Consider the following 22,164-nt stretch of genomic DNA (forward strand, 5'->3'; position numbering starts at 1 on the left):
GTACATGGTTATTTATATAAAGGTGTAACTATATATAAATAATTAATAATAAATACTTATATATCAGTACTTGGTACTGGTTACACCCGCCATGTAACTCTGGTGTAATCGGGGGAAACCCCGTGTAACGGATCCCCCTATTCTGCTTCTCCTTCTGCTTCAATTCGATCTATAGGGAAACGCAGCATACGGGCTTTTGTGTCGGAATACGGTAAATGTGTGACCATTTGCGTCTTTCCGTCCTTCCCAGTAATGAGGTAACCCGCTTCTTTCCACTCTCCCAGGCAGCGATTAATGTCAAAGCCTTCCCGCTTTAGAACGTCGGTTACCTGGCTTCGTGTCATGGCCATAAATCTTTTATCTAGATTCCACAGACCAGGAAAACCGTATTTCTCATCAGCGTTGTTATCCCCGCCAATTACCCAGAAGTAATTCTTATTGGCTGCTACCCAGTCACGAAGCACGTTCATGGCTTTTTCGTAATACGGAGCACTGTCTGTCTTCGTTAGTTGGTCGAAGCCGCATTCTGCTACAATCGTTTCGATCTCTTCCTCCGTGATCGGAAGCCTTAGCGCTTCGGCTGCTATTTTCGCCGCCCTTTCTACTGCAGCAATATAAGGAATTTTCCGCTCGAGTTTAGCGTCTAATTCGTGGCCGCTCTCCTTTATTTCAGAAAGAGTATTTTCTATGTCCTCAAAATACGCCTTTCGCCATGACGACCATTTAGCGCGATTATTCATGACGTACTGGACAAAGGCTCTACCAGGGTGCCCGTAATGCTCGAAAATAATGTTCATGACTTTCCGCTTAAAAAGGGCGTCATGCTCTCCAAATACGGAACCTGTAAACTCTACCGCTCTAGCAAATACCCCGCCGTTTTCGCTCATAGATGAAAGGGGCGCTTCGCTGGTGAGGAATAAGACGGTTTTAATTGTCCTTGAAGCCTGGGACCCATTCGAATTGTGGCCGCGTCCTTTTGCCTTCCCTAATTCGACCTGGTGGACCGCATTTATAATGACATCTGGCCGTGTTTCGTGTACGTCCTGCAGGAAAACGGGAATATGACGCATGGTCGAAAGGACCTTTTCCAGTTTATCTTTTGTAATATCCATCCCCTGTACGATCAGGCTTTCCGCGTTCGCGTTATAGTTGATATTGCCCCAGACGCTACCGGCGATACTGTCCGATAAGGTTTTCCCCTGGCTACTCTCCCCGTGATTCGAAAACGTGTAACCATTCATTTCTAAAACGGGAAGTAAAGGAGGGATAAACGCTTGAAAGAGTTTATATAACGCCCACTTCCGCCCTTCCAGTAAAGGGATAATGGCTTTCCAACCTTCCAGGGTGCCCTGCGTACAAAAGGCTTCCGTTAGTTGCTTTTCCCCTTCCCCAGGTGCTTGATAAAGGATATCTTGTTGCCCTATTACGTCGTTTCCGATCACAAAACTTTGAAAGTCATTGGTCCAGCCGAAATGTTCTAAAAACTTCTGGGTCGGCAGATCGTCCGCGTGAGCCGCGTCAAAGTCGTGCAAATAATCAATAATGTCACGGGCTGAACTTTCCTTTACGTCGAAGCCGTATTTCGAAAGTTCTTCGATAAGCCCCTTCTTTGTGGCCATCTTTGCACGGGGCACCGTAACGGTGATATACCGACCCCTTACTGTCTCAAATTGGATTTTCCAGTATTCCTGGCCGTCCTGGTCATTAGTTAGAACCTTCTTAATTTCTGGCGCCGTACGTGTAACGGCTTTCCAACTAAAACTACCTTCGCTGTATTTCTTTTTAAACAAAATATTGTCTTCGATTTTCCACTGATCTAACGGCGTACGATCGCCTGTTTCCTGTTTTTGCTGCTGTTTTGCTCGCTGCTTTCGCATGGCTGCCTGCAGGGAACGTCTTTTTACTCCTGCCTTTATAAGTAGCGCCGTCATGCGCTCATAATCCGCAATAAATGCCTTTTCTAGAAACAGAAGATGATCGATTATAATAGGCTCTAATGCCGCCCCAGCGTCCTCTTTCGTCTTGGCTGCAGCCGCTTCGATCGCCGTTATAGCGCTCTGCTTGTCCTCTTCTTTGAGGGCTTCCAGGCCGATAACAATCGGGCTTTGCACTTTATTAAAAAACTGGCAGCCCTGGCAAAATTCCAGCCCATGCTCTTCCTGTATTTTTTGACAAGTAACAGGCCCCGTATCATTTAATGCGTGCTGTATTTTGGCTTCTGTTTCTTCGTAAGAATAACGGGGATCCTTTTGGCTCCATTCGTGGGCTGCTTTAGGTCCTTCCTCCGTTTTAGCTACGATTGTCAGCATTTTATACCAGTTAGGCTCTGGAAGCCGTTCTGCGTTATCCTGGCAGTGTTTCATGAAGCCGCAGCCTTCTATAATCGGCTCTAATATTGCCTTTCGTTCTGCCCTTTCTGTAGGTGCTGCTGGCTGCCGTTTCGGAACCTGGCTTTCTAACTTACTGATCGCGTCCTCTAATTCCTGGACGGTATAGCGTTTTTCGATAGCCTTCAAAATCGTTACAGGCTTGATATGGTCCTTCTGCTTATGGTTGATAGAACCTGGAATACGCAATACCCTAGCCAGGTCTGACGTGTTATCTAACTTCCAGCCGTGCTTCTCCTTCGCAAACTGGATAAAAGCCCTTTGAAACCGTTCCGAAAGTTTCTTTACCACTTCCCGATCTGCAGCCCCTTCTGTAGAAATTAATTCGGGGAATAACCAGTAAGCATGGAGCCCCCCGCCGCTATGAACCAGGATTGATGGGAACGGAAACGCTGTAAGTAACTTAAGTTCTGCTTCTTCAAATGTAGGAAGGTTATCTGCGCTATGTTCCCCTTCTACACAATCAACATCTAGCCATACACCAGGAACGGCTATTACGTCATCAATCTTTCCACGCTGTCCTTTCTGAGGGCTTGTCCCCAATACCCCAAGGGCAAAATATAAATCTAGTTCTCTCTTATTCTCACTAAAGGTGACAATCTTATCCCATGCCCCTACCTGAAAAGCTGTAGTATAAAATCCACTCGCCCCTTTATAAGAGATCGCTACGTAGCCTTTTTTAATACCAGAAAAAACTGTTTTTAAAAATCCCGCTGCCGTTTCAGAATCAAAATTGTTCATAACGACACTTTTGTAGGTATCTAGTTCTGGTTGCCCCGTTCCCCCGGCAGCCTTATTTTTTACTGTCATACTGCCTTCACCTCTCTAATCTGTCTCTTTACTTCTGTCATATCGCCCATGTCCTCTTAAAAATCGAAAAATAAAGAAGGCTCATAATGCATAAGTACAAAAATGCACTTATGAATTAGAGAGCCTTCTTGGACGTGAAATAATCCAATCTTTTCGACCCCAGCAGAACTTTAATGTTCCACCCGAAAAACTAACCTGTATAAATTGGTACAGGTGCCTGTTCTAGTTTTTCTCCCATCAGTTTTTGTTGGACGAACTGATCACCAAACGCCCTTTATTTTTCTTCATCAAGATACTTAATTACCTCTTCCCAAAGTTGTTTTACAGGCTTTCTACCTTCACCCCAGTCCTGTAGTAGCTGTAGTGCTGCTTCTGGGTTACTTTTAGAAAGTTCACCTAGTTTCACTGGTAGGTAAGCGTTCTTTCTAACTGTTTCTGGGTCGATCAATAGCATTTTTTGTCACCTCCAATTCTTAAATTTTCACTTAGAGGAGGTAACTTATTCACCGGTAACCTTTATTGTGTTAAATTTCTTTTAATGATAAAATTAATTAACTTTTAATTCGTAATAGCAGTTGGTGTTTGCCCGCCAGCTGCCTTTTCTTTTTTCTCTAGTCTCCTAAGTCTCTTTCTAACGACATTATTCATCTTTCCAACAATCCCGAATGAGATATGACCATACTTCTCTACGCTTCGAATGCATAATTCTCGATCATATTTCTCTATAACGTCTTCAAATAACTCCATATAGGATTTACCTTCTGTTACTTCAACTTCATAAACTTCGCAGGTTTTAACAAGCTCTTCATACAGACGGTTTAGCAAGAACTCTTGGTTGGGCATTTATAACACTCCTTGCTTTTATTTCAGCTTTAATTAGATCATGCATTAATTTTTTATACACCATTAATCTCCTTCTTCTGTAGGTATATTTTAGCTGGCAATTTCTTAGATGGGTGGTACGACATTCTTTCCGAGACTTTTTTTGTATAGTAAACAATCCGATTAGTCACTTCTTTTTTCAATTCAAACCCCTCCAGTTGTTTTGCGTCTGCCCACGCATTATTAAATTACCATTCGTTCATGATTTCTCTCATAGCACGTTTTGACTCTTCATAAAACCAGTACCTTTTCCCTTTTTCCTTACGTCTTTCCAATACCTTCATTCTTGGATCGTGTAGAAACTCATTTTCTAAAAAGGATTTACTCATACAGGTCCTTTTTGACATTTGATCAATATCCCAAGTAAATAAGCTTTCGTGTAAAGCTGATTCAAGCTTTTGGTTAATGTATTCCTTGATTTCCTCGTTATTTAAATTCACGTTAATTTCAGCAATTGGCAAACTAATTCCCCCCAGTAACTCTAATTATGCTGAATATGTTTCCCTGAGCTTCTGTAAAACTTCTGTTGGAATTTTTTCTCGATAAGCAGCAGCTTTTAGTTCAAGAGGATCAACATTGAGTATTAAAGCTAAACCTTCGTTTAATCTATCTCCAGCAGGAGCAGTTTTTCCATTTTGAAGTTTACTTAAATAACCTTTATCGGCTTTAAATCCAATTCTTTTTAATCTTCTTGAAATTTGAGCAAGAGACAAATCTGCGTTAATAATTGCTGACTTCAGTAGTTCAGAATAATGCATTTTTACACCTCCTATGTCTAAGAAATAACCATTGACTTTTTGGTCACTACCCCTGCGACTACATAGTACAATACCAGTGACTTATAAGTCAATAATTTTTGTGTACTTTTTAGTCACCAATGTTGTATTATATTATCAACACCTACTACAATTTTAAAAAAATAGTTTAAGGAGAAGAGATTTAATGAAATATTCAGAGTTACTATCGGAATACATTGAAAAAAGTGGATTTAGTTTAGGGGAGCTATCTCTGCGCTTAAAAAATAAAAATTTAAAGGCAGACAGATCATACTTAAGTAAATTAAAAAATGGAGCAAAGCCACCAGCCTCTGATGAGTTAAATAGATCAATTGCAGAAATTACAGGTGGAGACCCAAAGACCTTAATATGGGCTGCACATTTAGAAAAAATCCCAAAGGATATGAAAGATTTTTTTCTTTCATTTGATGGTAGTGTAATAGCTGCTGCTGTAGAGCTAGAGAAAAAGTTCCCTGGCTTTCTTCGAGGTCAAATCGAAATTAGTCCAGAGATCAGAGAGTCTATGGAATTTCAGAGACTTAAAACTCATATGGAATTCTGGGGTTATCAACTACCAGATTTTATGGATCAAACAGAAAATAATATTAATAAAATTGAACATTCGAGTAAAGAATCCATTCTTTATAAATCTTTCTTTAATTATGCAAAGGGGACACTTAATTCTTGTCATTGCCCCTCAGAGGATCAAGTAGGAATAAGAAGTACTATCCTCATGGCGTTTACATCGTTTGAACTAAGATTAAATGAAGTTTTACTAAAAGCCATCCAAATAAACGGGACATCATCAGGGGTAGGAATGAATTACCTAAAGGACTTACCGTTAAATACGAAGTTACGAAACCCTCTTGAACAGTATTTAGGTTACGATATTTCACGGGAAGCATTTTCTATAGACCTTTGGGAGTGTATAGATTTAAATACTAAGATAGCTTTTAATGAGGTCCAAGAGATAATATCAAGGGATAAAGCAAATTATGTACTAGGCACCATAGACGCAGCCATTGTCTCCTTAAACAAACATGCTAAACAAAAAGGAATTGACTAAAAGAAAGTTGTAAAAATATATTTGCGTCTCTTAAAGGAGGTGTTGCCAAACATTTTCAATCCCCCTATAAGCGTCTGTCCACGCAATGAAAGGGAAGATACTAATGAAAATGCATAAGTCTAAAAAAGATAAGGATTTATATTACTACTATAGTTCAAAAGGCGAAAAAAAGTGGTGCTATCGATACCGCTATTATGATTCACTAGGTAAACGAAGAGAGAAATCATGTCAGAATTTTAATAATGAAAAGGATGCTTATAGAGCATTGCTGGAAGTGAAGGCCAACGTAATTAATGGGGATGTCAAACAAGTGGAAAAGGCCAATTTGACAGTTTCAGAATGGTTAGACATTTGGTATGAAACTCATAAAAATGACTGGAAAATCACTTCGAAACAACAAAGAGAATCAGCGATACGCCTGCAAATAAAACCCTTGCTTGGTAAATATAAATTAGCAGAACTAGATAAAACCACTTACAAGCGTGTTTTTATAAATGAGCTGTTAAAAAAGTATTCACCTGGTTCAGTTCAAATATTTCATCGAATATTTAAAACCGCTATTAATGCGGCTGTTGACGATGAAATTATTCCAAGAAATCGATTTAATAAGATCACCATTGAAACAGATAAAAAAAATGATAATTTTCTTACAGCAGAAGAATTAAAACGATTCATTCATGATGCAAAAAGATTAGGTACAATTACTACCTATTCCCTCATTTTACTGCTGGCCCATACCGGTCTTAGGAAAGGCGAAGCACTTGGATTAAAGTGGGAAAATATTGATATTAAAAATAAAACTCTTACAGTCGAGCGTACTAGAGATAATAACGGAGTAAGATCGCCGAAAACAAAAAACAGCTATCGGACCATTTTGATTGATGAAACCTTAATTACTCATTTGGAGTCGTATAAAAAATGGTGTAAAGCCACAATGCTGTCTTTTGGAAGTCATTTAAAAGATGGCGATTTTGTTTTTATATCTTATCAAACCGGGAAACCGATATCTGAAAATCTAATTGAATACACAATGAATTTAATTACAAAAAAAACAGGCTGCAAACGAATTACAGCCCATGGATTGCGTCATACACACGCAACTATTTTAATAGGCCAGCGGATTCCTGTAAAAGTCATCGCTAACCGTTTAGGGAATACCCCACAAATGATTTTAGACATTTATGGGCATTCTTTCAAGGACTTAGAAGAAGAATCAGTCCAAGCTTTTGAACAAGCATTAAGCTTATAATTGGGGAAACTTTTGGGGGAGGTTTTTAAAAAGAGGCCCACAACCCCCATAAACTCTACGGTTTGCAAAGAGGTTGTATTTTACTATAATGAAGGCATAAAGGGAAACTTTTGCCGATTTTTTCTGGTACATAGAGTGAATATGGAGGTAGTAAATATGTCAAAAGATAGTTCATTTGATATTGTATCCAAAGTAGATTTTTCTGAAGTGACCAATGCCATCACCCAAACAATGAAGGAAATTGGAACACGTTATGATTTTAAAGGCAGTAAGAGTGAGGTTTCACTTGATAAAGAAGAACTGGTTCTGATTTCTGACGATGAATATAAAATGGATCAATTGAAGGATGTCTTATTTAGCAAGTTAATTAAACGTGGTGTTCCAGTTAAAAACCTTGATTACTCAAAGGTTGAAAAAGCATCCGGAGGCACCGTTCGCCAACGGGCCAAGCTTGTACAAGGAATCGATAAAGAAAATGCAAAAAAAATTAACACGATTATTAAAAACAGTGGAGTGAAAGTAAAAAGCCAAGTCCAGGATGACCAAGTCCGAGTCAGCGGTAAAAACCGAGACGATCTGCAAAAAATCATTTCATTAGTCCGTGAAGCTGATTTAACCGTGGATGTGCAATTTATTAATTATCGCTAAAAAAAACGGCAGGAGTGATTCTTCCTGCCGTTTTTTTTTAATTGATTTGACCTCGTTTTGACCGTCTTATAATTAATAAAAGAAATATTAGAACTAGTAAAGCAGCAATCGCTATAGCTGATATAAAAGTTACATTTAGCCCTGTTTTTTCAGCAAGTACATAAATTTCAGAATTATCACGGTCAATAATGATATTGTATTTCCCCTTATAGCTGCGGACAAGATCACCTGCTAGCAAACCGCGAAGCTCTTTGTTCCCTTCTACCTGTTCACTAGTTAACGTGACTTTTTGCGATTTTTTGGTATTATTAATCGCAATAATGGAGGTCTCCCCCTTGTAAACACGTTTATAAACGATCATGCCCTTTTGATCATAAAGCATTTCCATGGATCCTTTTGTTAGCGAAGGAAGCTGATCTCTTAACTCAGCTATTTTCGTGATGTAGTCTATAAGGTCTTTTTCAGCCCGAAAATTCATTTGCCTGCGGTTATCCGGAATGTCCCCGCCAGTTAAAGCAATTTCAGTACCATAATAGACAAAAGGTATTCCAGGTGTGGTATAGGCGTAGGTTAGTGCCGTTTTCCAACGGGCTCCGGGAAATTGCCGTTGCTCGACAATATCTTTCGTAAACCTTGTTGTATATTCGTTATCGAAAAAATTCACATTCATCTCTGCATTTTTATCCTCACTCAAAGCTGAACCGACAGATTGATCTGTCGTGGCAAAGACTATACGAGTTTGATTAATTTGGTGGTAGTCAAACATGCTGATAATCCCGGCCTTTTCATATGTGTCGGTGTTCACTGTTGATGTTTCAGGAGTACTCATTCCAACTAGGTAAAACCCCTTTTTCTCCTGTTTTACCGCCTTGGAAAAGTCACTCCAGAAACTCAGCGGTACAGCATTGATTTCTGGAAGACTATAGCCATCAATATCCGTTTTATGGATCCACCATTTGGCCGCATCAATTAAATACTGTTTCACCTCTGGATTTCCTTGATTAAGATCCGGAAGACCATCCACCCAGCCATCCTCAACCTCTTTCTGATTATTCCAATCTACTATAGCCTTCTCCTTATGGAACCAGTCTTGCTTGCCAGAAGCGCGTGTCCATGGATGGCTTTTTGCAACGTTATTAGCAACAAAGTCGATGATGACCTTCATTTTTCTTTTGTGTGCTTCCTTTACTAGCTTCTGCATGGTGTTTAACGAACCAAAATGCTCGTCCACTTTATAGAAATCCTTCACCCAGTACCCGTGATAGCCATTGTCTGCATTGTCAAACACGGGCGAAAGTTTGATAGCCGTGAAGCCCATATCCTTTATGTAATCCAGTTTATCAATTACTCCCTGTAGATCTCCACCATTATAATTGACTGGATCCTTTGAATTCACACCATGGTCATTTGTTATGTCACCATCATTAAAACGATCTATCATAATGGAGTATACAGTCTCGTCCTGCCAAAGTCGTTGTTCCTTTTCGACTTTTGCCGATACAGGTGCAGTTGTAAACAGCAGAGCAAAAATTAAAAGTACAATTATTTTTTTCATAAGATCCCCCCGTTAAAAAAGGAAGAGGATTCCCTCTTCCCCACACCTATTTTAATCTAATAAAACAGTAAATTCCAAATATAAGTCATTTATTTTATTGGACTATATTAATATTATAGTCTTTAAACCATGTGTGTAACTGAACAAAGTAGGCCAATAACTGCGGTCCCGTCATCAATTGGCCAAACCATGGCTCTCTAAATGATTTTCCCCCTGACTCCACAATCGCTTCAAGTTCATCCTTTTGAAAAAATTCATGTAATGCTGAGGATTTATCTTGTAATATATCCCTCATTAATTTTTGAATCGCTACTGTATATTCCGGATTATGAGTCTTTGGATAGGGGCTTTTTTTCCGGTAAAGAACATCTTCTGGTAGAATTCCTTCAAAAGCTTTCCTTAAGATACCTTTCTCCCTGCCACGGTACATTTTCATTTCCCAAGGGATGTTCCAAACATATTCCACCAGGCGGTGATCAGCAAATGGCACCCTAACCTCCAAACTTGCCCCCATACTCATCCGATCCTTCCGATCTAGCAAGGTGGTCATAAACCAAGTCATATTAATATAAAATAATTCCCGCCGTTTTGCTTCTTCTATGCTTTCCCCATCCAACTTTGGAGTTTCGGCAATTGCTTGATTATATTGTTCAATACCATATTCATACAGATGTAATTGATCTTGCCAATGCGATTTTAATAGCCTTTCTCGTTCGGTGACTGAACGCATCCATGGGAAACCTGGGCGCTCTAAATCCTGCTGACGATGAAACCAAGGATACCCTCCGAAAATTTCGTCTGCACATTCTCCAGATAAACTAACAGTGAAATCCTTTTTTATTTCGCGGCAAAACCAAAGCAGGGATGAATCAATATCAGCCATTCCTGGTAAATCTCTCACATGAACAGCCTCTATTAGTTCATTAGCTAATTGTTGCTGCGAGATGATTTTATTATGGTGTTTTGTAGCAAATTGATCGTTCATTTGTTTAATAAATTTTTCGTCTGATTCTGGCTGAAACTCATTAGCAGAAAAATGCCGATCATTTCCTTCATAATCAATGGAATACGTATGAAGTTGACCTTTATTTTGATTGTTAAAACCTTGAGCAGCAATGGCTGTTATGATACTTGAATCAAGTCCCCCTGATAAAAAGGTACAAAGGGGCACATCGGAAACAAGTTGTCTCGTAATCGCATCTGTAACCAAAAAACGGACTTTTTCTGCCGTTTCGCCCAAAGTATCCTTATGTTCTTCACTTTTCACATTCCAGTAACGCCAAATTTTCAACCCACTTTTTGATAATGTTAGTGAATGGGCCGGTCTTAATTCTTTAATACCTTTAAAAACACCAGATCCTGGCGTTCTTGAAGGTCCTGCACCAAAAACCTGGGCAAGCCCTTCTTGGTCAAGCTCTGTTTTCACTTCAGGATGTGCCAAAATCGCTTTGATTTCTGAGGCAAAAATGATTCCTTGATGATGCTCCTTGAAAAAGAGCGGTTTGACTCCAAGCCGGTCACGTCCTATGAACAATTGCTCCCGTTTACTGTCCCAAACAGCAAAGGCATAAATCCCATTAAGATAGTCCACACAGCTTTCTGCCCATTCTATATAGGCCGTTAACAGGACTTCAGTATCAGAATGACCTTTAAAGGAATATCCTTTAGTAAGGAGAATTTTGCGGATATCCTCGGTATTATATAATTCGCCATTATAACAGATCGTGTAATGGTGCCCATCCATTTGCTTTGTCATAGGCTGTCTCCCACCAGCAGGGTCGACCACGATTAGCCTCTTATGTCCAAAGCCAACATGGGTATCAGCCCAAATGTTCGTTTCGTCTGGGCCTCTTTTTGATAGTGTCTGGGCCATTTTTTCAAGTGTATCCGTATGTTTTTTCATTACTGTTCCAAAATCAATCCATCCTGATATCCCACACATTGCTTTCTCCCCTCCACTAAGTCAGCTGACCATAGTTTCAAATTGTAGTTTTAATGTATTCAGCCCAGATGAAATGGTTAATTGTCCAAATGGCAAAATTGTTTGTAATGGTTTTCATTTAAGATGGTTATAAAAATTCCTAAAGATGTCTAAAAAGAAAAGTGAAAGCATCTGGCACGGAGGTTAAAGATGAATCGACAGCAACGAAATGATCTATATGATCTGCAAAATAGAGCTTTTACCGAAGGAACGGTAGAACAAATGAATGACCAATGGATTTTTTTTGATGAGGAAACAGAGGAAGCTTCGATGTTGGAGGATTTCCTTCAGCAGGAAATTGAAATCTTTCGTATGAATCGTTGGAAAAAAGGCGTTCTTCACGAAGACGGAAAAATAAGGATAGGCAACGAAGTAACCATGCTGCGTGACCATGATAAAGTCAGAATAAAAAAGCACCTAATCTATTCGCTAGAACGGCTATTAGATGGAATAAATGATGATGCTTTTATTCAATTTGTGACCACATTAAATTCTTTGCATTTTTCCATTTTTGATTGCATTTATTGTTATAATCATCTTTCCTTTCTTTCGGATGAAACACGAAAGGATGGTGTTAATTTTATGGTTTTCGATAATCAGGAAATGATTTGCAATGTACAGCACCACTTTTGTTATTACGAGAAGGTAAATGATCGATTTGAGTTCACGTTAAATACCGGAAAGCGATTAGTTATTGAAAAATTAATCAGTTAAAAAAGGCATTGGAACAAGTCCATGCCTTTTTTCATTCTACCTTTTATTATGGATTCAAGATTGACATTGGCAATTTATCGAATCCAAGATATAAAACTAACAGCCATGCAACAATAAACTGAATCCAAAATATTGAAGTTCTTCGGTTGTTAGCTATACGGCTAAGAATCATTTCAAATAATCCGATAATCCATAGTCCTGCAACTGCTTTTAAAATGTACCAAATATCAATTTTATACACCATAAATAGAAGACCAACACCTGATGCAATAATTAATAAGTATAAAACGCGCAAAATCATTTGAATGACTTTAAATCCTTTTGTTTTCCCACTTTTATGTAATGACAAGGCAACAAAAAATAATATGAGAGCCAAGGCCCAAGCTGTAACATGACCGTGAATCATTTCTTCCCCTCCTATACCATTTATCGGAATTATCATACCATAGGCCTGATTAAAATGCGAAGAAATGAACTGTATCGATGTTTGATATATAAGAATCTTTATTTGGGCGAATGAATCACGTTATATTCGCCTATACATAGGATAATAAGAATAATAAAAAAAGGGTGTTGTCTATGCCAGCAATTGTTGGAGTTGCACAGGTCATCACACTCGGGAACAGTTCTGTGTTTCATATTGGGGATGTTTATAAAATTATGCCGTTTTCCGCAGCCAAAACATTTTCTGGAGCTGGTTCCTTTAATACCGGAGATCGACTGGATGTTCATAATCGCTTAAGCAATACGAATACGTATGATCCTGATACAATTGATCAACCCAATGCATTTAATATGTAATGAATGGGTGGGATTTTATGAATTTTTATATTCAACAGTCCATTCATATCAATTTTATTAAAATTGGCGGCGTAACCAATTCTTCTATTCTGCAAATTGGCAGTGCCGGAATAATTAAGTCATCTGCCTTTTTGTATAACACAGGTGGCTTTACAAAACCAGCACCAGCTACAATCAAACCAGGGGAAATAACTATTACAGCACAACCCGGTTCGGAATCACTTGCTCCTGCTGTACCTTTACAGGCCCCTGTAAGAACAGAGTAAAAGGATAAATAGTTCTAACAAACATTGTGATAAATCTAAGCATCTGGACATATAATTTAGTTGCCTATTTATTTAAAGTTAAAGGATATCTCCGGGTGAGGTGGTGTATAATGTATCAAGATTTTTCTCAATATCTGCAATGGCTGCAAAACTGTATACAGGCCCACGAGGCCCGAATTGCCTCACTTGAGAAAACAGTTCAAGTTTTACAGAATGAAATGAAACAGCTAAACGAGAAAAAAATGATTCATGTGGACCGTATTGAATATAAATTCGACCAACTAAAGGTAGAAACTTTGGAAGGAACATTAACAATAGGGTTAAATCCAAATGATTTATCTGGAATTGAAGACTTTGCCATACAAAATCAGGCCATAAACTCTCCATTATCCCCGCAAGCACAAATGCAGCGATCAATGAAAATTGAGGATGCCATTTATCAATATTTAGATAAAGAATTGCCGCAGATCATTGAAAATGAACAAAAAAACTTGAACCTCCCACCTAATGAATCGATCTATTCCTTTATTAAAAACGATATAGTGAACCAGATCCCTAAAAGAATAGACCATCATTTGAAAACAACTCACCAAACGGATCGAACGATGGATGAGGCCTCAATGGATGAACACATAATTGAGATAGTAAAACAAGAAATTGCCAACGGGGTGCATTTGTTTTTAAGCAATCTTCCAGAAAATATGAAGGGAATGAATCCAGAATGATTTTTGAGGTCTATAACCGTGAGCTTTGTGTAGGAAACATAAAAATCACTGGGGTTGCCAGTTCCTCTATGGTGTTAATTGGAGATACGGAAACCATACAACTCGCTTCTGCATTTGATACCCCAGCAGAATCGTTAATTATTGGTCCATTTGTTCCACTGGCACCGGATGTGACACAGGGTTATGCTACAACGAATATCTAATGTCGATTACTTACATGTAATGATTGCATCATTCTCTTCCATTCTTCAGGTAGGAGACTCCTGTGTTGTTAACGGCTTTTCTAGAGCATTGGCAGTTCAACGGGAAGCAGAAATTTTTTACGGCAATGAAGGCAATTTTCCATCCTTTAATATTTCTTCCAGACATATCCCACTTCCACAAATTTATGAAAATGTATCTACTTTACCACATCATGTTAAACCGATTATAAAAGTAAATAACGTTAATATTATTGGGATATCGAACTCCTCTGTTGTTCATGTTGGCTCCACGAAACAGATATCTCTGGAAGCAAGAGTAAAGCATATTCGCCAGGAGTTACCTTATGGACATGAACAAGACATGGTATAGTCGCATATGTTACCATATGGCAAATACCAGATTGTTAATGGAAAAGGATGTTACGTATGCCAGCTATTATAGGCCCCGTTCAAATTATGAATGTTACCGGAGGAATTGTACAATTTGGCGATACCCTCTATATTTCTCCAAAATCAGGCTCCAAGACATCCGGAGGTGCAGGCGGTTTTAATACAGGTGGTGTGGTTGTCACCAACAATGGCATAAGCGGCACCAATGTACTTGACTCGAAATTAGTGGATCAACCGATCGTGGGTAACAATTAAAAAATGACATAAACCTTGCGAGGTCTATGTCATCTTTTTATTGTTATTCTATTTCTAAAACATGAGCTCCATCAAAGAAAAATAAATACTTTTTTGCAACCTTCTTTTTCCATATTTTCTCAATTGCTCTTGCATATAAATCAATCTGAACTTTATACCGTTCCTCAAGAATAGGTTTTGCTTGTTCGAAACCACCTCTAAATCGATCGGTAATTCCATCAGATTTATAGTCAATTAAAACAAGGCCTTGTTCATCCTCCAAAATGCAATCGATGATCCCTTGAATAAAGACAGATTCACTAGGACCTTCCCAATCAGGATAAACATCCTCAGCTTGCAATGAAAGGGTGAATGGAACTTCCCGGTGAACAGCTGCTGCCTGAAAATACCTTTGCCCTAATGACGTTTGAAAAAATTGTGCAATTAAGGATGCATCTAGGACCTGGGACTGCTCCTGAGTTAATAATTCATGATTGACCATCCATCTTAGCTGCTCTTCAATTGACGAAATCGTAACTGGCATCGTCAAATCAACATGCTGCATGACCATATGCATGGCAGTTCCCCGTTCAGCAGGACTCAAGGATTTTTCCTGCATAAATTTCGGCCGTTTTAACATTGATTTTTTAACATGCCGCACTAAATCTGTTCCACTTTGTTCATCAACTATTTCTGCATAGCGTTTGATTTCTGAAACGGATTGCTTAGAACGGCGAGAAGATGCACTTTGAAAAGAATACTCCCAAGAAAGCCTTGATTCAATTTCTTCAGCATTTTGAGAGATAGTAGGAATCATTTTCCCTTGTTTAACCATTTCCAGTACATCATCTTCTTCATCATTTTTCTCCTGATCCTGTACCTTCATTTTGTCAGCAGTAACGATCGATAGCTTCCATGATGACGGATGATGGGTAATTTCTTCCGGGACCAACACACTTGGATCTTTACCATCCCGTAATACTAGGCAGTCCTGATGGCGAATTAAAGCAGGGCCTATCCAATCCAAATAACTCATCGCCCCAGCACGTTCATAGTCCTTCAATAACCATTCACAATGATCAACTGAATCATTCCATTGCTCCACGTTTCTGGAGACATCCTTTAGTGTAGCCGTCATGTAAAACTTTTCTTTTGCTCGGGTCATAGCCACATAAAGCACACGCATTTCTTCTGCGAGCATTTCCATTTTCTTTTTTCGCTTAAAGGCAATTTGCGGTAGGGAAGGATACGTAATCCGCTTTTGCACGTTTACATATTTCGCAGCAAACCCAAATTCTTTATCAAGCATAAAAGATTTGCGGATATCAGTCATATTGAAGTTTCTTGCCATCCCAGCCATAAACACGACTGGGAATTCGAGTCCCTTACTACTGTGGATCGTCATGATTCGAACAACATCCTCTTGTTCACCAAGTGCTCTTGCTGCCCCTAGATCGTCTCCCCTATCCCTCATTCTTTCGATGAATCTTAAAAACCTGAATAATCCTCTGAAGGAGGTTTGTTCATATTGTCTTGCCCGATCATATAATGCCCTTAGGTTTGCCTGACGCTGCTTTCCTCCTGGCAATCCACCGACAAAATCATAAAACTGGGTATCTCGATACAACTGCCAAATAAGCTCAGATAAGGCTCCTTGCCGTGCTATCGTACGCCATTGATTTAGATGATCATAGAAATGGCGGATTTTATCGTAAAACATCGCAGCCTCATCGGGCTGTTGTCGGCAAATCGAAGACACTGCCTCCCAAAACGAACCACGCTTATGATGAATCCGAATCCTCGCCAATTCTTCCTCATTCAGGCCTACAATCGGTGATCTTAATACAGAAGCCAATGGAATGTCCTGGAAAGGATTATCAATTACCTTTAATAGAGACAGCATAATTGCCACCTCAGTGGCCTCAAAATACCCAGTCGACAGATCCGCATAAATTGGGATACCTCGCTGCTTAAACTCTTCCATAATTTGAGGTGCCCAAGTCATGGAACGAAGCAATATAACAATATCACGATATTTAATCGGACGACTTGATTTTGTTTTTGTGTTAAAAATGGGAGCTTGTGCCTCAACCAACTCTTTTATTTTTGCAGCCATTACTCTTGCTTCAAGCTGAGACTGTTCAAGGTCTGTCTTATCGAATTCAAAGCTGTCAGTCTCAGTTTCTGAACCGGAATCTATGACAGCTTCATTTTTTTCATCATTTTGATCAATTAACAGCAGTTCAACTGGAAATGGCTCATCGTCTGGGTAAGGGGCCCCATTTCTTAGTTCTGCGGCCTCATCGTATTCAATTTCCCCTACTCTTACTCCCATCATTTGCTTAAACAAATAATTGGTTGCATCGAGAACTTCTTTTCGACTGCGAAAGTTGCGGGCTAAATCAATTCTAAGCCCGGCTGATGCCCCATCTGGTTGAAATCGATTGTATTTTGTCAAAAATAGATTAGGTTCAGCCAAGCGAAACCGGTAAATCGATTGTTTCACGTCACCAACCATGAATAAATTACCTTGCTCTTCTTCTTCCTGAGCCACCAGTTTCAAAATGGTCTCCTGCACCATATTCGTATCCTGATACTCATCCACAAAAACCTCTTTAAAATGCCTGCGGAAAGCTAGAGCTGCATCTGAAGGCAAAAATTTCTTTCCCTCAGAAATGTCTCCCGTTAATATTTTAAGACAATAATGTTCCAAATCAGCATAATCAACAAGACCTTTTTCTTGTTTTGCTAACGTAAATCGTCTGGAAAATTCCTTTACGAGATAAACGAGTGTCTCAATTAATGGGAGCATGTCCTTCATATCCCTTAAATAACTTTCCGGTTTTCTTGAAAAAAGCTCATCCTTAAGGTCTTGTAATTTTTTCTTTGCCTTGTCTCGAAGCTTTTGAGCTTTATCTGTTAAGTCTTTATCATACGTGTCACCTTTCACAGGTTTCGCTCTTGTAAAAGACCACGTCTGCATCGCTTCATATAGAGTGTTCCAAGAATCCTGCTTAGCCTGAATCAGGGTATCAATAACATGAAGGTCATCTAAAAAGTTCTCCGCTCTTGGGGCTGGACCACCAGGAAGTTTGGTTAGTTCAAGGCCACGTTGGATCATCTCTTTAGCCGCCTCAAGTTGAAGTTCAATATCAAAGAGCAAGGCTTGAATAAATGGCAACTCCTCCATTTTTTTTACATCATCCACCTGATACATGGACACAATAGACTGCAAATATTGCTCGGGAAGCGGATTTGCCTGGGCAAAATCATAGATGCCGCGGACAATATCTATTAAACCTGCATCACTCCGGTCATTGGTAAAAGAATCTACCAGATTAAAAAATGCATCATTGTTCTCTTTCCCGTATTCCTCTTCAAACAGGCCATCCACTACTTCATCTCTCATTAATTGCGCCTCGGTCTCATCGGCAATGCGAAATCCCGGATCAATATCGATTAAATAATAATACCTTCGGATCACTTCCATACAGAAAGAATGAAGCGTAGAAATAGATGCCTTATTTAATAGACTTAATTGCTTACGCAAATGCCGAGATCCCGGATTTTCATCAATGGATTTTTCTAACGCTTCACCGATACGATGCCGCATTTCTGCTGCAGAGGCATTGGTAAACGTCACCACTAACAGTTCATCAACATTTATTGGATTCTCTTCTGCGAGAATTTTCCGGATAATTCTTTCTACAAGAACAGCTGTTTTTCCAGAACCTGCTGCGGCGGCAACAAGGATTTCCCTTTCCCCGGCAATAATCGCCTTCCATTGATCATCTGTCCATGTGACATCTACCGGTTTAGGGGCGATTATAAGTTTACTCATCTTCTTGGATCTCCTTTCTGATCAGTTCCAAGACATTTTCCTTCGAATAGGGTGTGAGAACCCGAAAACGATTTTGTTCAATCGATTCATCAAATTGGCAAACAGATTTATAGGAACAAAAAGTACAAGGTGTTTTATCTTTTAATTTATACGGAGCAATATCAATTTTTCCCTCTGTAATAGCGTCACCTGTTTTATGATAGATACTGCGGACATATTGTTTTAAGGACTCAAATTCTTGTAAATTGGCAACCTTTGATTTCTTCGACAGCTGCCCATCCTTTTTTATACCTGCAGCAATAATATGAGAATCCCCTGAATCAAGAGATTGGTCCATCAGTCGAATCACTTCTGGGTCACTAAGCATTAAACCATTCATTTTAAATTTTTTCATGATTTCTTTCTCAATCTCATCCAACGACAGCAGTTTAGTTGAATGAATAAAAGGATTGTGAACATGAAAATAAAGTACACCAGCCGGACTCGCTTTCATTTCTACCAGTTCATTTGAATGTGTAACAACAATATCTAGGTACGTCAGCATTTGTAAGGCAAGTCCATAATATACTTCGGTTAAATTGACGTCTTTTTCACTTGATTTATAATCGATGACACGTAAGAAAGTGCTCTGATCTTCAGCTTTTGCCTGGTCAACCCTGTCAATCCTCCCCGCCAATTCCATTCGCTTTCCATTTCTCAATGAAAAAGTTAATGGCGGCAGCTGTCCCTTTGAACCAAAACTTAACTCTAATCCTATCGGAGAAAAACCGCTCACCTTGGCATGTTCACTTAAGACAAGGGAAGCCCGGGTTATGATTTGCTCCAATTTCCTTTTAATGTAATGATGGCGTTCTGAACTTAACAGAATTTCATTTTGCAATTTAGGTGCGATTGTCTTCACTGCTTCTTTTGAAAGGACTTCACATTGCTGTTTCGATAAATTTGCCCAAGACAATTTTTGCTCATTAATAATATCCGATATTTGTTTCAATGCGGCATGGAATAACTCCCCAATATCTGGGGCTTCTAATCGGAAAATCTGTCGCTCATACAGCTTTAAACCGTGCTGGGCAAAATGTGAAAAGGCACAGCCATTAAATAATTCCATCCTTGAAACGCTGGCCTGTATAACGTCCCCATATAATTTATCAGCGGATTCCTCCGATAGTTGAACCGCTTGATTCGTATAATAAAGACTTGAAAAGACCTTTTGAGCCATTTCTTTCCTATTACTTTTTAGATAGAAATTATAAACATCCCACCAAAAATCAAATACAGGGTAATTCCGTTTTTTTAATTGTAATTGTGCATTCAAATAGGAAATGGTAGTCGTAAAGTTGGAAATAAAGTCAAGCTGCTGTTCAGCCGGTAGCTCGGCTGGGTCGGTCACATAATATTGCTCATTTACATTAGGGTACATATCTTTGATTCTTTTAATATAAGATGACGTTATTAAGGCTTTCCCTTCTTCATTAGCAAGTGGGTAACTGATGTACATCCATTCTGACGCTGCCGTAAACGCCTTATAGGCCAAGAAATGTTCATCTAGTAAACGTGTCTTACTTCCCGGAGCCACATGAATTCCGGCAGTTATTAGCCACTCCCTGTCATCATCAGCAAGAATCCCTTCATCGGAAAATTTTGCCGGCAGAACTCCTTCGTTAACCCCTACCACAAACACTACTTTCATCTCATTTAATCTTGATTTCTCCAAATCTCCAACAAGCACCTGGTCAAGCGCTGGGGGAATTAGAGAAAAATTCAATGATTCAAAACCAGCTTCTAAAATGGCAGCAAACGTTTTTAGATTAACTTGTTCATCCCCTAATATCTCTACATATTGATCAAGGAGGTCGACTACGGCATTCCAAACCTGTTCATGTTCGCGTGCCCTAGTAAGATTGCCAACCTCTTCGGCCGCCGTTTTCCAGGCTTCCAGTTTCACTGGTACATCTAATTCTTCCAAAAATAAATAGACAGCCTCACATAATTTACGACCAGTGTCCGCTTTTTTCATACGTCTTGAGAGCCTCAAGATTGGTGCCGTAATCATCAGCTTTAATTCATTTAATTCTTGTTCAAACGCCTTTTCCATATCTGTTTGAATACCTGAATCCAATTCAAGTCCCCTGATACGTCGATAACTCCATCGCTCCTTGCTTGTCCATCGGTTCCCTTTAATTCCATAGGCAAGACAATAGTTTTCGAGTTTGTCCATCTTCTCACGCATTTTATCCGCGGTTGCTTGTAGTGGATACATCAATTCCGTTTTAATCATCCTAAATACTGGTTCATAGCGCCAATAGGAATTTAATACTTCCAGAGAGGAACGAATGAGTTCAATTAATGGATGATTTAACATCGTCCGTTTCTGATCGATAAAATAAGGAATTTGATAATCATAAAAAACAGGTTCGACAATCTCATGATAGTCTCCACCATTTCTGATTAATAAAGCTATATCCCTGTAACGGTATCCATGTTTACTTACCAACTTCCGAATTTCTCTCGCAATCCCCTCGATCTCAGCTCTGCGATTTGCCGCTTGATTCAACTGTATTCGAGTCTCACCCGGGTATGGGACAGCAGGACGTGAATCAAAAAATTTTTCCAGATGAGCTAATGAAGAATGATTCCATTTTTTCTGTTCATTCAACATAACCGGTTCCTCTATATAAATCCCTTCTGCATCAGCCAGTTCAAAAATAGAATAAGTGACCTCTTTAGCAGAACGGAATAAATCAAGCTCATCAGGTACCGTATTAATAGATAATGTATCAGTTGTCATAGCAATGGAAACTCGTTTGCATCTTTTCATTAATTCAAGGATGATCTGATATTCCTGAGGGGAAAAACTGTAGAAGCCATCAATATAAATTTCGGCATCACGCAAATAACTTGATGAGGAAATTTTTTCAGAAAGTAGCCGAAAATAATCTTCAGAATCAATATACTTACCAAATATCTCCTCTTCGAAGCGTTGATAAATGACTTCTAAATCCTTTAGTTTATCAAGCAAAACTTGGGTAGAGGAATCCCCTGTTTCACAAGATTGTCTCGCCCTTGTTACTAATTCCTCGGGGACAATACAATATCGTTTAAATTCTATAATCATTTGCTCCAATTGCTGAACAAATCCATTTTTATCAGCAGCCCGTTGAAAAAGGGTTAATTGTTCTTTTTTTTCATCGATGATTTTCCGAATTAACATACTCATACCGACGCTGCTTAAATGCATGCGGCTGATCCCCCCGGTTTCTTGGAGAATTCTCCAAGCCAAGCGTGAAAAGCTATATACCTGTGCCCGAATCATGCCCCCAATTGCAGGATCCGTAACCAGTCGATATTCCGACATAAATGTCATCTGCTCAGGAACAATATAAATAATCGGGGCTCCATTCGGTTTTTCTACAAGCCGTTGTTCAATTTCACGTAGGAACCCTGAGGTTTTTCCGCTGCCCGTACGTCCGATTACCATTCTTAATGACATATGTTAATACGCCTTCCCTTCGTAAACTCTGTATTTTCCATTCTACCATATTTATGAGCACAAATGTTTGGAGCTTGGACCATAGGTTGGCACCAAAAATGGAAATGCTGACTAAAAAAGGAACAAAAAAAAACGAGCGTCTGAAT

20 protein-coding genes are annotated in these 22,164 nt (G+C 39.2%); 10 read left to right on the forward strand and 10 right to left on the reverse strand.

Annotated features, from left to right (window positions below; genetic code table 11):
- Positions 1–137 precede the first annotated feature (137 nt).
- From V7083_RS10680 to V7083_RS10700, 5 genes are all read right to left on the reverse strand, one after another.
- Positions 138–3,197 (reverse strand): DUF927 domain-containing protein, encoded by a 3,060-nt coding sequence (locus V7083_RS10680; protein ID WP_335477514.1) that lies wholly within the window; start codon positions 3,195–3,197, stop codon positions 138–140.
- 274 nt (positions 3,198–3,471) lie between these two features.
- Positions 3,472–3,651, reverse strand: a complete 180-nt coding sequence (locus tag V7083_RS10685) for a hypothetical protein (RefSeq protein WP_335477515.1) — start codon at positions 3,649–3,651, stop codon at positions 3,472–3,474.
- Between the two features lie 104 nt (positions 3,652–3,755).
- Positions 3,756–4,040 (reverse strand): hypothetical protein, encoded by a 285-nt coding sequence (locus V7083_RS10690; RefSeq protein WP_335477516.1) that lies wholly within the window; start codon positions 4,038–4,040, stop codon positions 3,756–3,758.
- Between the two features lie 227 nt (positions 4,041–4,267).
- The gene (locus V7083_RS10695; protein WP_335477517.1) at positions 4,268–4,540 is read right to left on the reverse strand and encodes a hypothetical protein; all 273 of its coding nucleotides are present in this window, start codon (positions 4,538–4,540) and stop codon (positions 4,268–4,270) included.
- Positions 4,541–4,564: 24 nt separating this feature from the next.
- Complete coding sequence (locus tag V7083_RS10700; protein WP_335477518.1) at positions 4,565–4,837, reverse strand: XRE family transcriptional regulator; 273 nt, start codon at positions 4,835–4,837, stop codon at positions 4,565–4,567.
- A 184-nt stretch (positions 4,838–5,021) separates the two neighbouring features.
- Between V7083_RS10700 and V7083_RS10705 the strand changes: the two genes are divergently transcribed.
- From V7083_RS10705 to V7083_RS10715, 3 genes are all read left to right on the forward strand, one after another.
- The gene (locus V7083_RS10705; RefSeq protein WP_335477519.1) at positions 5,022–5,921 is read left to right on the forward strand and encodes a hypothetical protein; all 900 of its coding nucleotides are present in this window, start codon (positions 5,022–5,024) and stop codon (positions 5,919–5,921) included.
- A gap of 103 nt (positions 5,922–6,024) precedes the next feature.
- Positions 6,025–7,170, forward strand: a complete 1,146-nt coding sequence (locus V7083_RS10710) for a tyrosine-type recombinase/integrase (protein WP_335477520.1) — start codon at positions 6,025–6,027, stop codon at positions 7,168–7,170.
- Positions 7,171–7,326: 156 nt separating this feature from the next.
- Positions 7,327–7,818, forward strand: a complete 492-nt coding sequence (locus tag V7083_RS10715) for a YajQ family cyclic di-GMP-binding protein (protein WP_335477521.1) — start codon at positions 7,327–7,329, stop codon at positions 7,816–7,818.
- A 37-nt stretch (positions 7,819–7,855) separates the two neighbouring features.
- On the opposite strand, the gene V7083_RS10720 is transcribed toward V7083_RS10715, so the two are convergent.
- On the reverse strand, positions 7,856–9,373 hold the full coding sequence (locus V7083_RS10720; protein ID WP_335477522.1) for an alpha-amylase family glycosyl hydrolase: 1,518 nt from the start codon (positions 9,371–9,373) through the stop codon (positions 7,856–7,858).
- A gap of 94 nt (positions 9,374–9,467) precedes the next feature.
- Positions 9,468–11,315: an asparagine synthase (glutamine-hydrolyzing) gene (gene asnB, locus V7083_RS10725; protein WP_335477523.1), complete on the reverse strand. Its 1,848-nt coding sequence runs from the start codon at positions 11,313–11,315 to the stop codon at positions 9,468–9,470.
- Between the two features lie 189 nt (positions 11,316–11,504).
- On the opposite strand from asnB, the gene V7083_RS10730 reads away from it, so the two are divergent.
- A complete protein-coding gene (locus V7083_RS10730) occupies positions 11,505–12,068 on the forward strand; it encodes a DUF2777 domain-containing protein (RefSeq protein ID WP_335477524.1) in 564 nt (187 codons plus the stop codon).
- A 46-nt stretch (positions 12,069–12,114) separates the two neighbouring features.
- Here the strand turns inward: V7083_RS10730 and V7083_RS10735 are convergent, their stop codons facing one another.
- Positions 12,115–12,474 (reverse strand): YisL family protein, encoded by a 360-nt coding sequence (locus tag V7083_RS10735; protein ID WP_335477525.1) that lies wholly within the window; start codon positions 12,472–12,474, stop codon positions 12,115–12,117.
- Positions 12,475–12,647: 173 nt separating this feature from the next.
- On the opposite strand from V7083_RS10735, the gene V7083_RS10740 reads away from it, so the two are divergent.
- From V7083_RS10740 to V7083_RS10765, 6 genes are all read left to right on the forward strand, one after another.
- Complete coding sequence (locus V7083_RS10740) at positions 12,648–12,869, forward strand: spore germination protein (RefSeq protein ID WP_335477526.1); 222 nt, start codon at positions 12,648–12,650, stop codon at positions 12,867–12,869.
- A 17-nt stretch (positions 12,870–12,886) separates the two neighbouring features.
- Complete coding sequence (locus V7083_RS10745) at positions 12,887–13,135, forward strand: spore germination protein GerPB (protein WP_335477527.1); 249 nt, start codon at positions 12,887–12,889, stop codon at positions 13,133–13,135.
- Between the two features lie 110 nt (positions 13,136–13,245).
- Complete coding sequence (gene gerPC / locus V7083_RS10750; RefSeq protein ID WP_335477528.1) at positions 13,246–13,860, forward strand: spore germination protein GerPC; 615 nt, start codon at positions 13,246–13,248, stop codon at positions 13,858–13,860.
- Positions 13,857–14,063, forward strand: coding sequence for a spore gernimation protein GerPD (locus V7083_RS10755; protein ID WP_335477530.1), 207 nt, complete (start codon positions 13,857–13,859; stop codon positions 14,061–14,063). The genes gerPC and V7083_RS10755 overlap by 4 nt, the downstream gene beginning before the upstream one ends.
- Complete coding sequence (locus tag V7083_RS10760; RefSeq protein ID WP_335477532.1) at positions 14,044–14,433, forward strand: spore germination protein GerPE; 390 nt, start codon at positions 14,044–14,046, stop codon at positions 14,431–14,433. The genes V7083_RS10755 and V7083_RS10760 overlap by 20 nt, the downstream gene beginning before the upstream one ends.
- A 56-nt stretch (positions 14,434–14,489) precedes the next feature.
- A complete protein-coding gene (locus V7083_RS10765) occupies positions 14,490–14,708 on the forward strand; it encodes a spore germination protein (protein WP_335477534.1) in 219 nt (72 codons plus the stop codon).
- A gap of 43 nt (positions 14,709–14,751) precedes the next feature.
- Here V7083_RS10765 and addA read toward each other — a convergent pair whose 3' ends face one another.
- Positions 14,752–18,528 carry a helicase-exonuclease AddAB subunit AddA gene (addA, locus tag V7083_RS10770; protein ID WP_335477536.1) on the reverse strand — a complete coding sequence of 1,259 codons (3,777 nt, stop codon included), beginning with the start codon at positions 18,526–18,528 and terminating at the stop codon, positions 14,752–14,754.
- Positions 18,521–22,018 carry a helicase-exonuclease AddAB subunit AddB gene (gene addB, locus V7083_RS10775; RefSeq protein ID WP_335477538.1) on the reverse strand — a complete coding sequence of 1,166 codons (3,498 nt, stop codon included), beginning with the start codon at positions 22,016–22,018 and terminating at the stop codon, positions 18,521–18,523. The genes addA and addB overlap by 8 nt, the downstream gene beginning before the upstream one ends.
- Positions 22,019–22,164 lie beyond the last annotated feature (146 nt).

It is taken from the genome of Bacillus sp. JJ1764, assembly GCF_036962145.1.
GTDB lineage: Bacteria > Bacillota > Bacilli > Bacillales > Cytobacillaceae > Neobacillus.

What these genes read in the sequence shown, in the direction of transcription:
- V7083_RS10680 (WP_335477514.1), bottom strand. Translation starts at nt 3,197, where the DNA reads ATGACAGTAAAAAATAAGGCTGCCGGGGGAACGGGGCAACCAGAACTA.
- V7083_RS10685 (WP_335477515.1), bottom strand. Translation starts at nt 3,651, where the DNA reads ATGCTATTGATCGACCCAGAAACAGTTAGAAAGAACGCTTACCTACCA.
- V7083_RS10690 (WP_335477516.1), bottom strand. Translation starts at nt 4,040, where the DNA reads ATGCCCAACCAAGAGTTCTTGCTAAACCGTCTGTATGAAGAGCTTGTT.
- V7083_RS10700 (WP_335477518.1), bottom strand. Translation starts at nt 4,837, where the DNA reads ATGCATTATTCTGAACTACTGAAGTCAGCAATTATTAACGCAGATTTG.
- V7083_RS10705 (WP_335477519.1), top strand. Translation starts at nt 5,022, where the DNA reads ATGAAATATTCAGAGTTACTATCGGAATACATTGAAAAAAGTGGATTT.
- V7083_RS10710 (WP_335477520.1), top strand. Translation starts at nt 6,025, where the DNA reads ATGAAAATGCATAAGTCTAAAAAAGATAAGGATTTATATTACTACTAT.
- V7083_RS10715 (WP_335477521.1), top strand. Translation starts at nt 7,327, where the DNA reads ATGTCAAAAGATAGTTCATTTGATATTGTATCCAAAGTAGATTTTTCT.
- V7083_RS10720 (WP_335477522.1), bottom strand. Translation starts at nt 9,373, where the DNA reads ATGAAAAAAATAATTGTACTTTTAATTTTTGCTCTGCTGTTTACAACT.
- asnB (WP_335477523.1), bottom strand. Translation starts at nt 11,315, where the DNA reads ATGTGTGGGATATCAGGATGGATTGATTTTGGAACAGTAATGAAAAAA.
- V7083_RS10730 (WP_335477524.1), top strand. Translation starts at nt 11,505, where the DNA reads ATGAATCGACAGCAACGAAATGATCTATATGATCTGCAAAATAGAGCT.
- V7083_RS10735 (WP_335477525.1), bottom strand. Translation starts at nt 12,474, where the DNA reads ATGATTCACGGTCATGTTACAGCTTGGGCCTTGGCTCTCATATTATTT.
- V7083_RS10740 (WP_335477526.1), top strand. Translation starts at nt 12,648, where the DNA reads ATGCCAGCAATTGTTGGAGTTGCACAGGTCATCACACTCGGGAACAGT.
- V7083_RS10745 (WP_335477527.1), top strand. Translation starts at nt 12,887, where the DNA reads ATGAATTTTTATATTCAACAGTCCATTCATATCAATTTTATTAAAATT.
- gerPC (WP_335477528.1), top strand. Translation starts at nt 13,246, where the DNA reads ATGTATCAAGATTTTTCTCAATATCTGCAATGGCTGCAAAACTGTATA.
- V7083_RS10755 (WP_335477530.1), top strand. Translation starts at nt 13,857, where the DNA reads ATGATTTTTGAGGTCTATAACCGTGAGCTTTGTGTAGGAAACATAAAA.
- V7083_RS10760 (WP_335477532.1), top strand. Translation starts at nt 14,044, where the DNA reads ATGCTACAACGAATATCTAATGTCGATTACTTACATGTAATGATTGCA.
- V7083_RS10765 (WP_335477534.1), top strand. Translation starts at nt 14,490, where the DNA reads ATGCCAGCTATTATAGGCCCCGTTCAAATTATGAATGTTACCGGAGGA.
- addA (WP_335477536.1), bottom strand. Translation starts at nt 18,528, where the DNA reads ATGAGTAAACTTATAATCGCCCCTAAACCGGTAGATGTCACATGGACA.
- addB (WP_335477538.1), bottom strand. Translation starts at nt 22,018, where the DNA reads ATGTCATTAAGAATGGTAATCGGACGTACGGGCAGCGGAAAAACCTCA.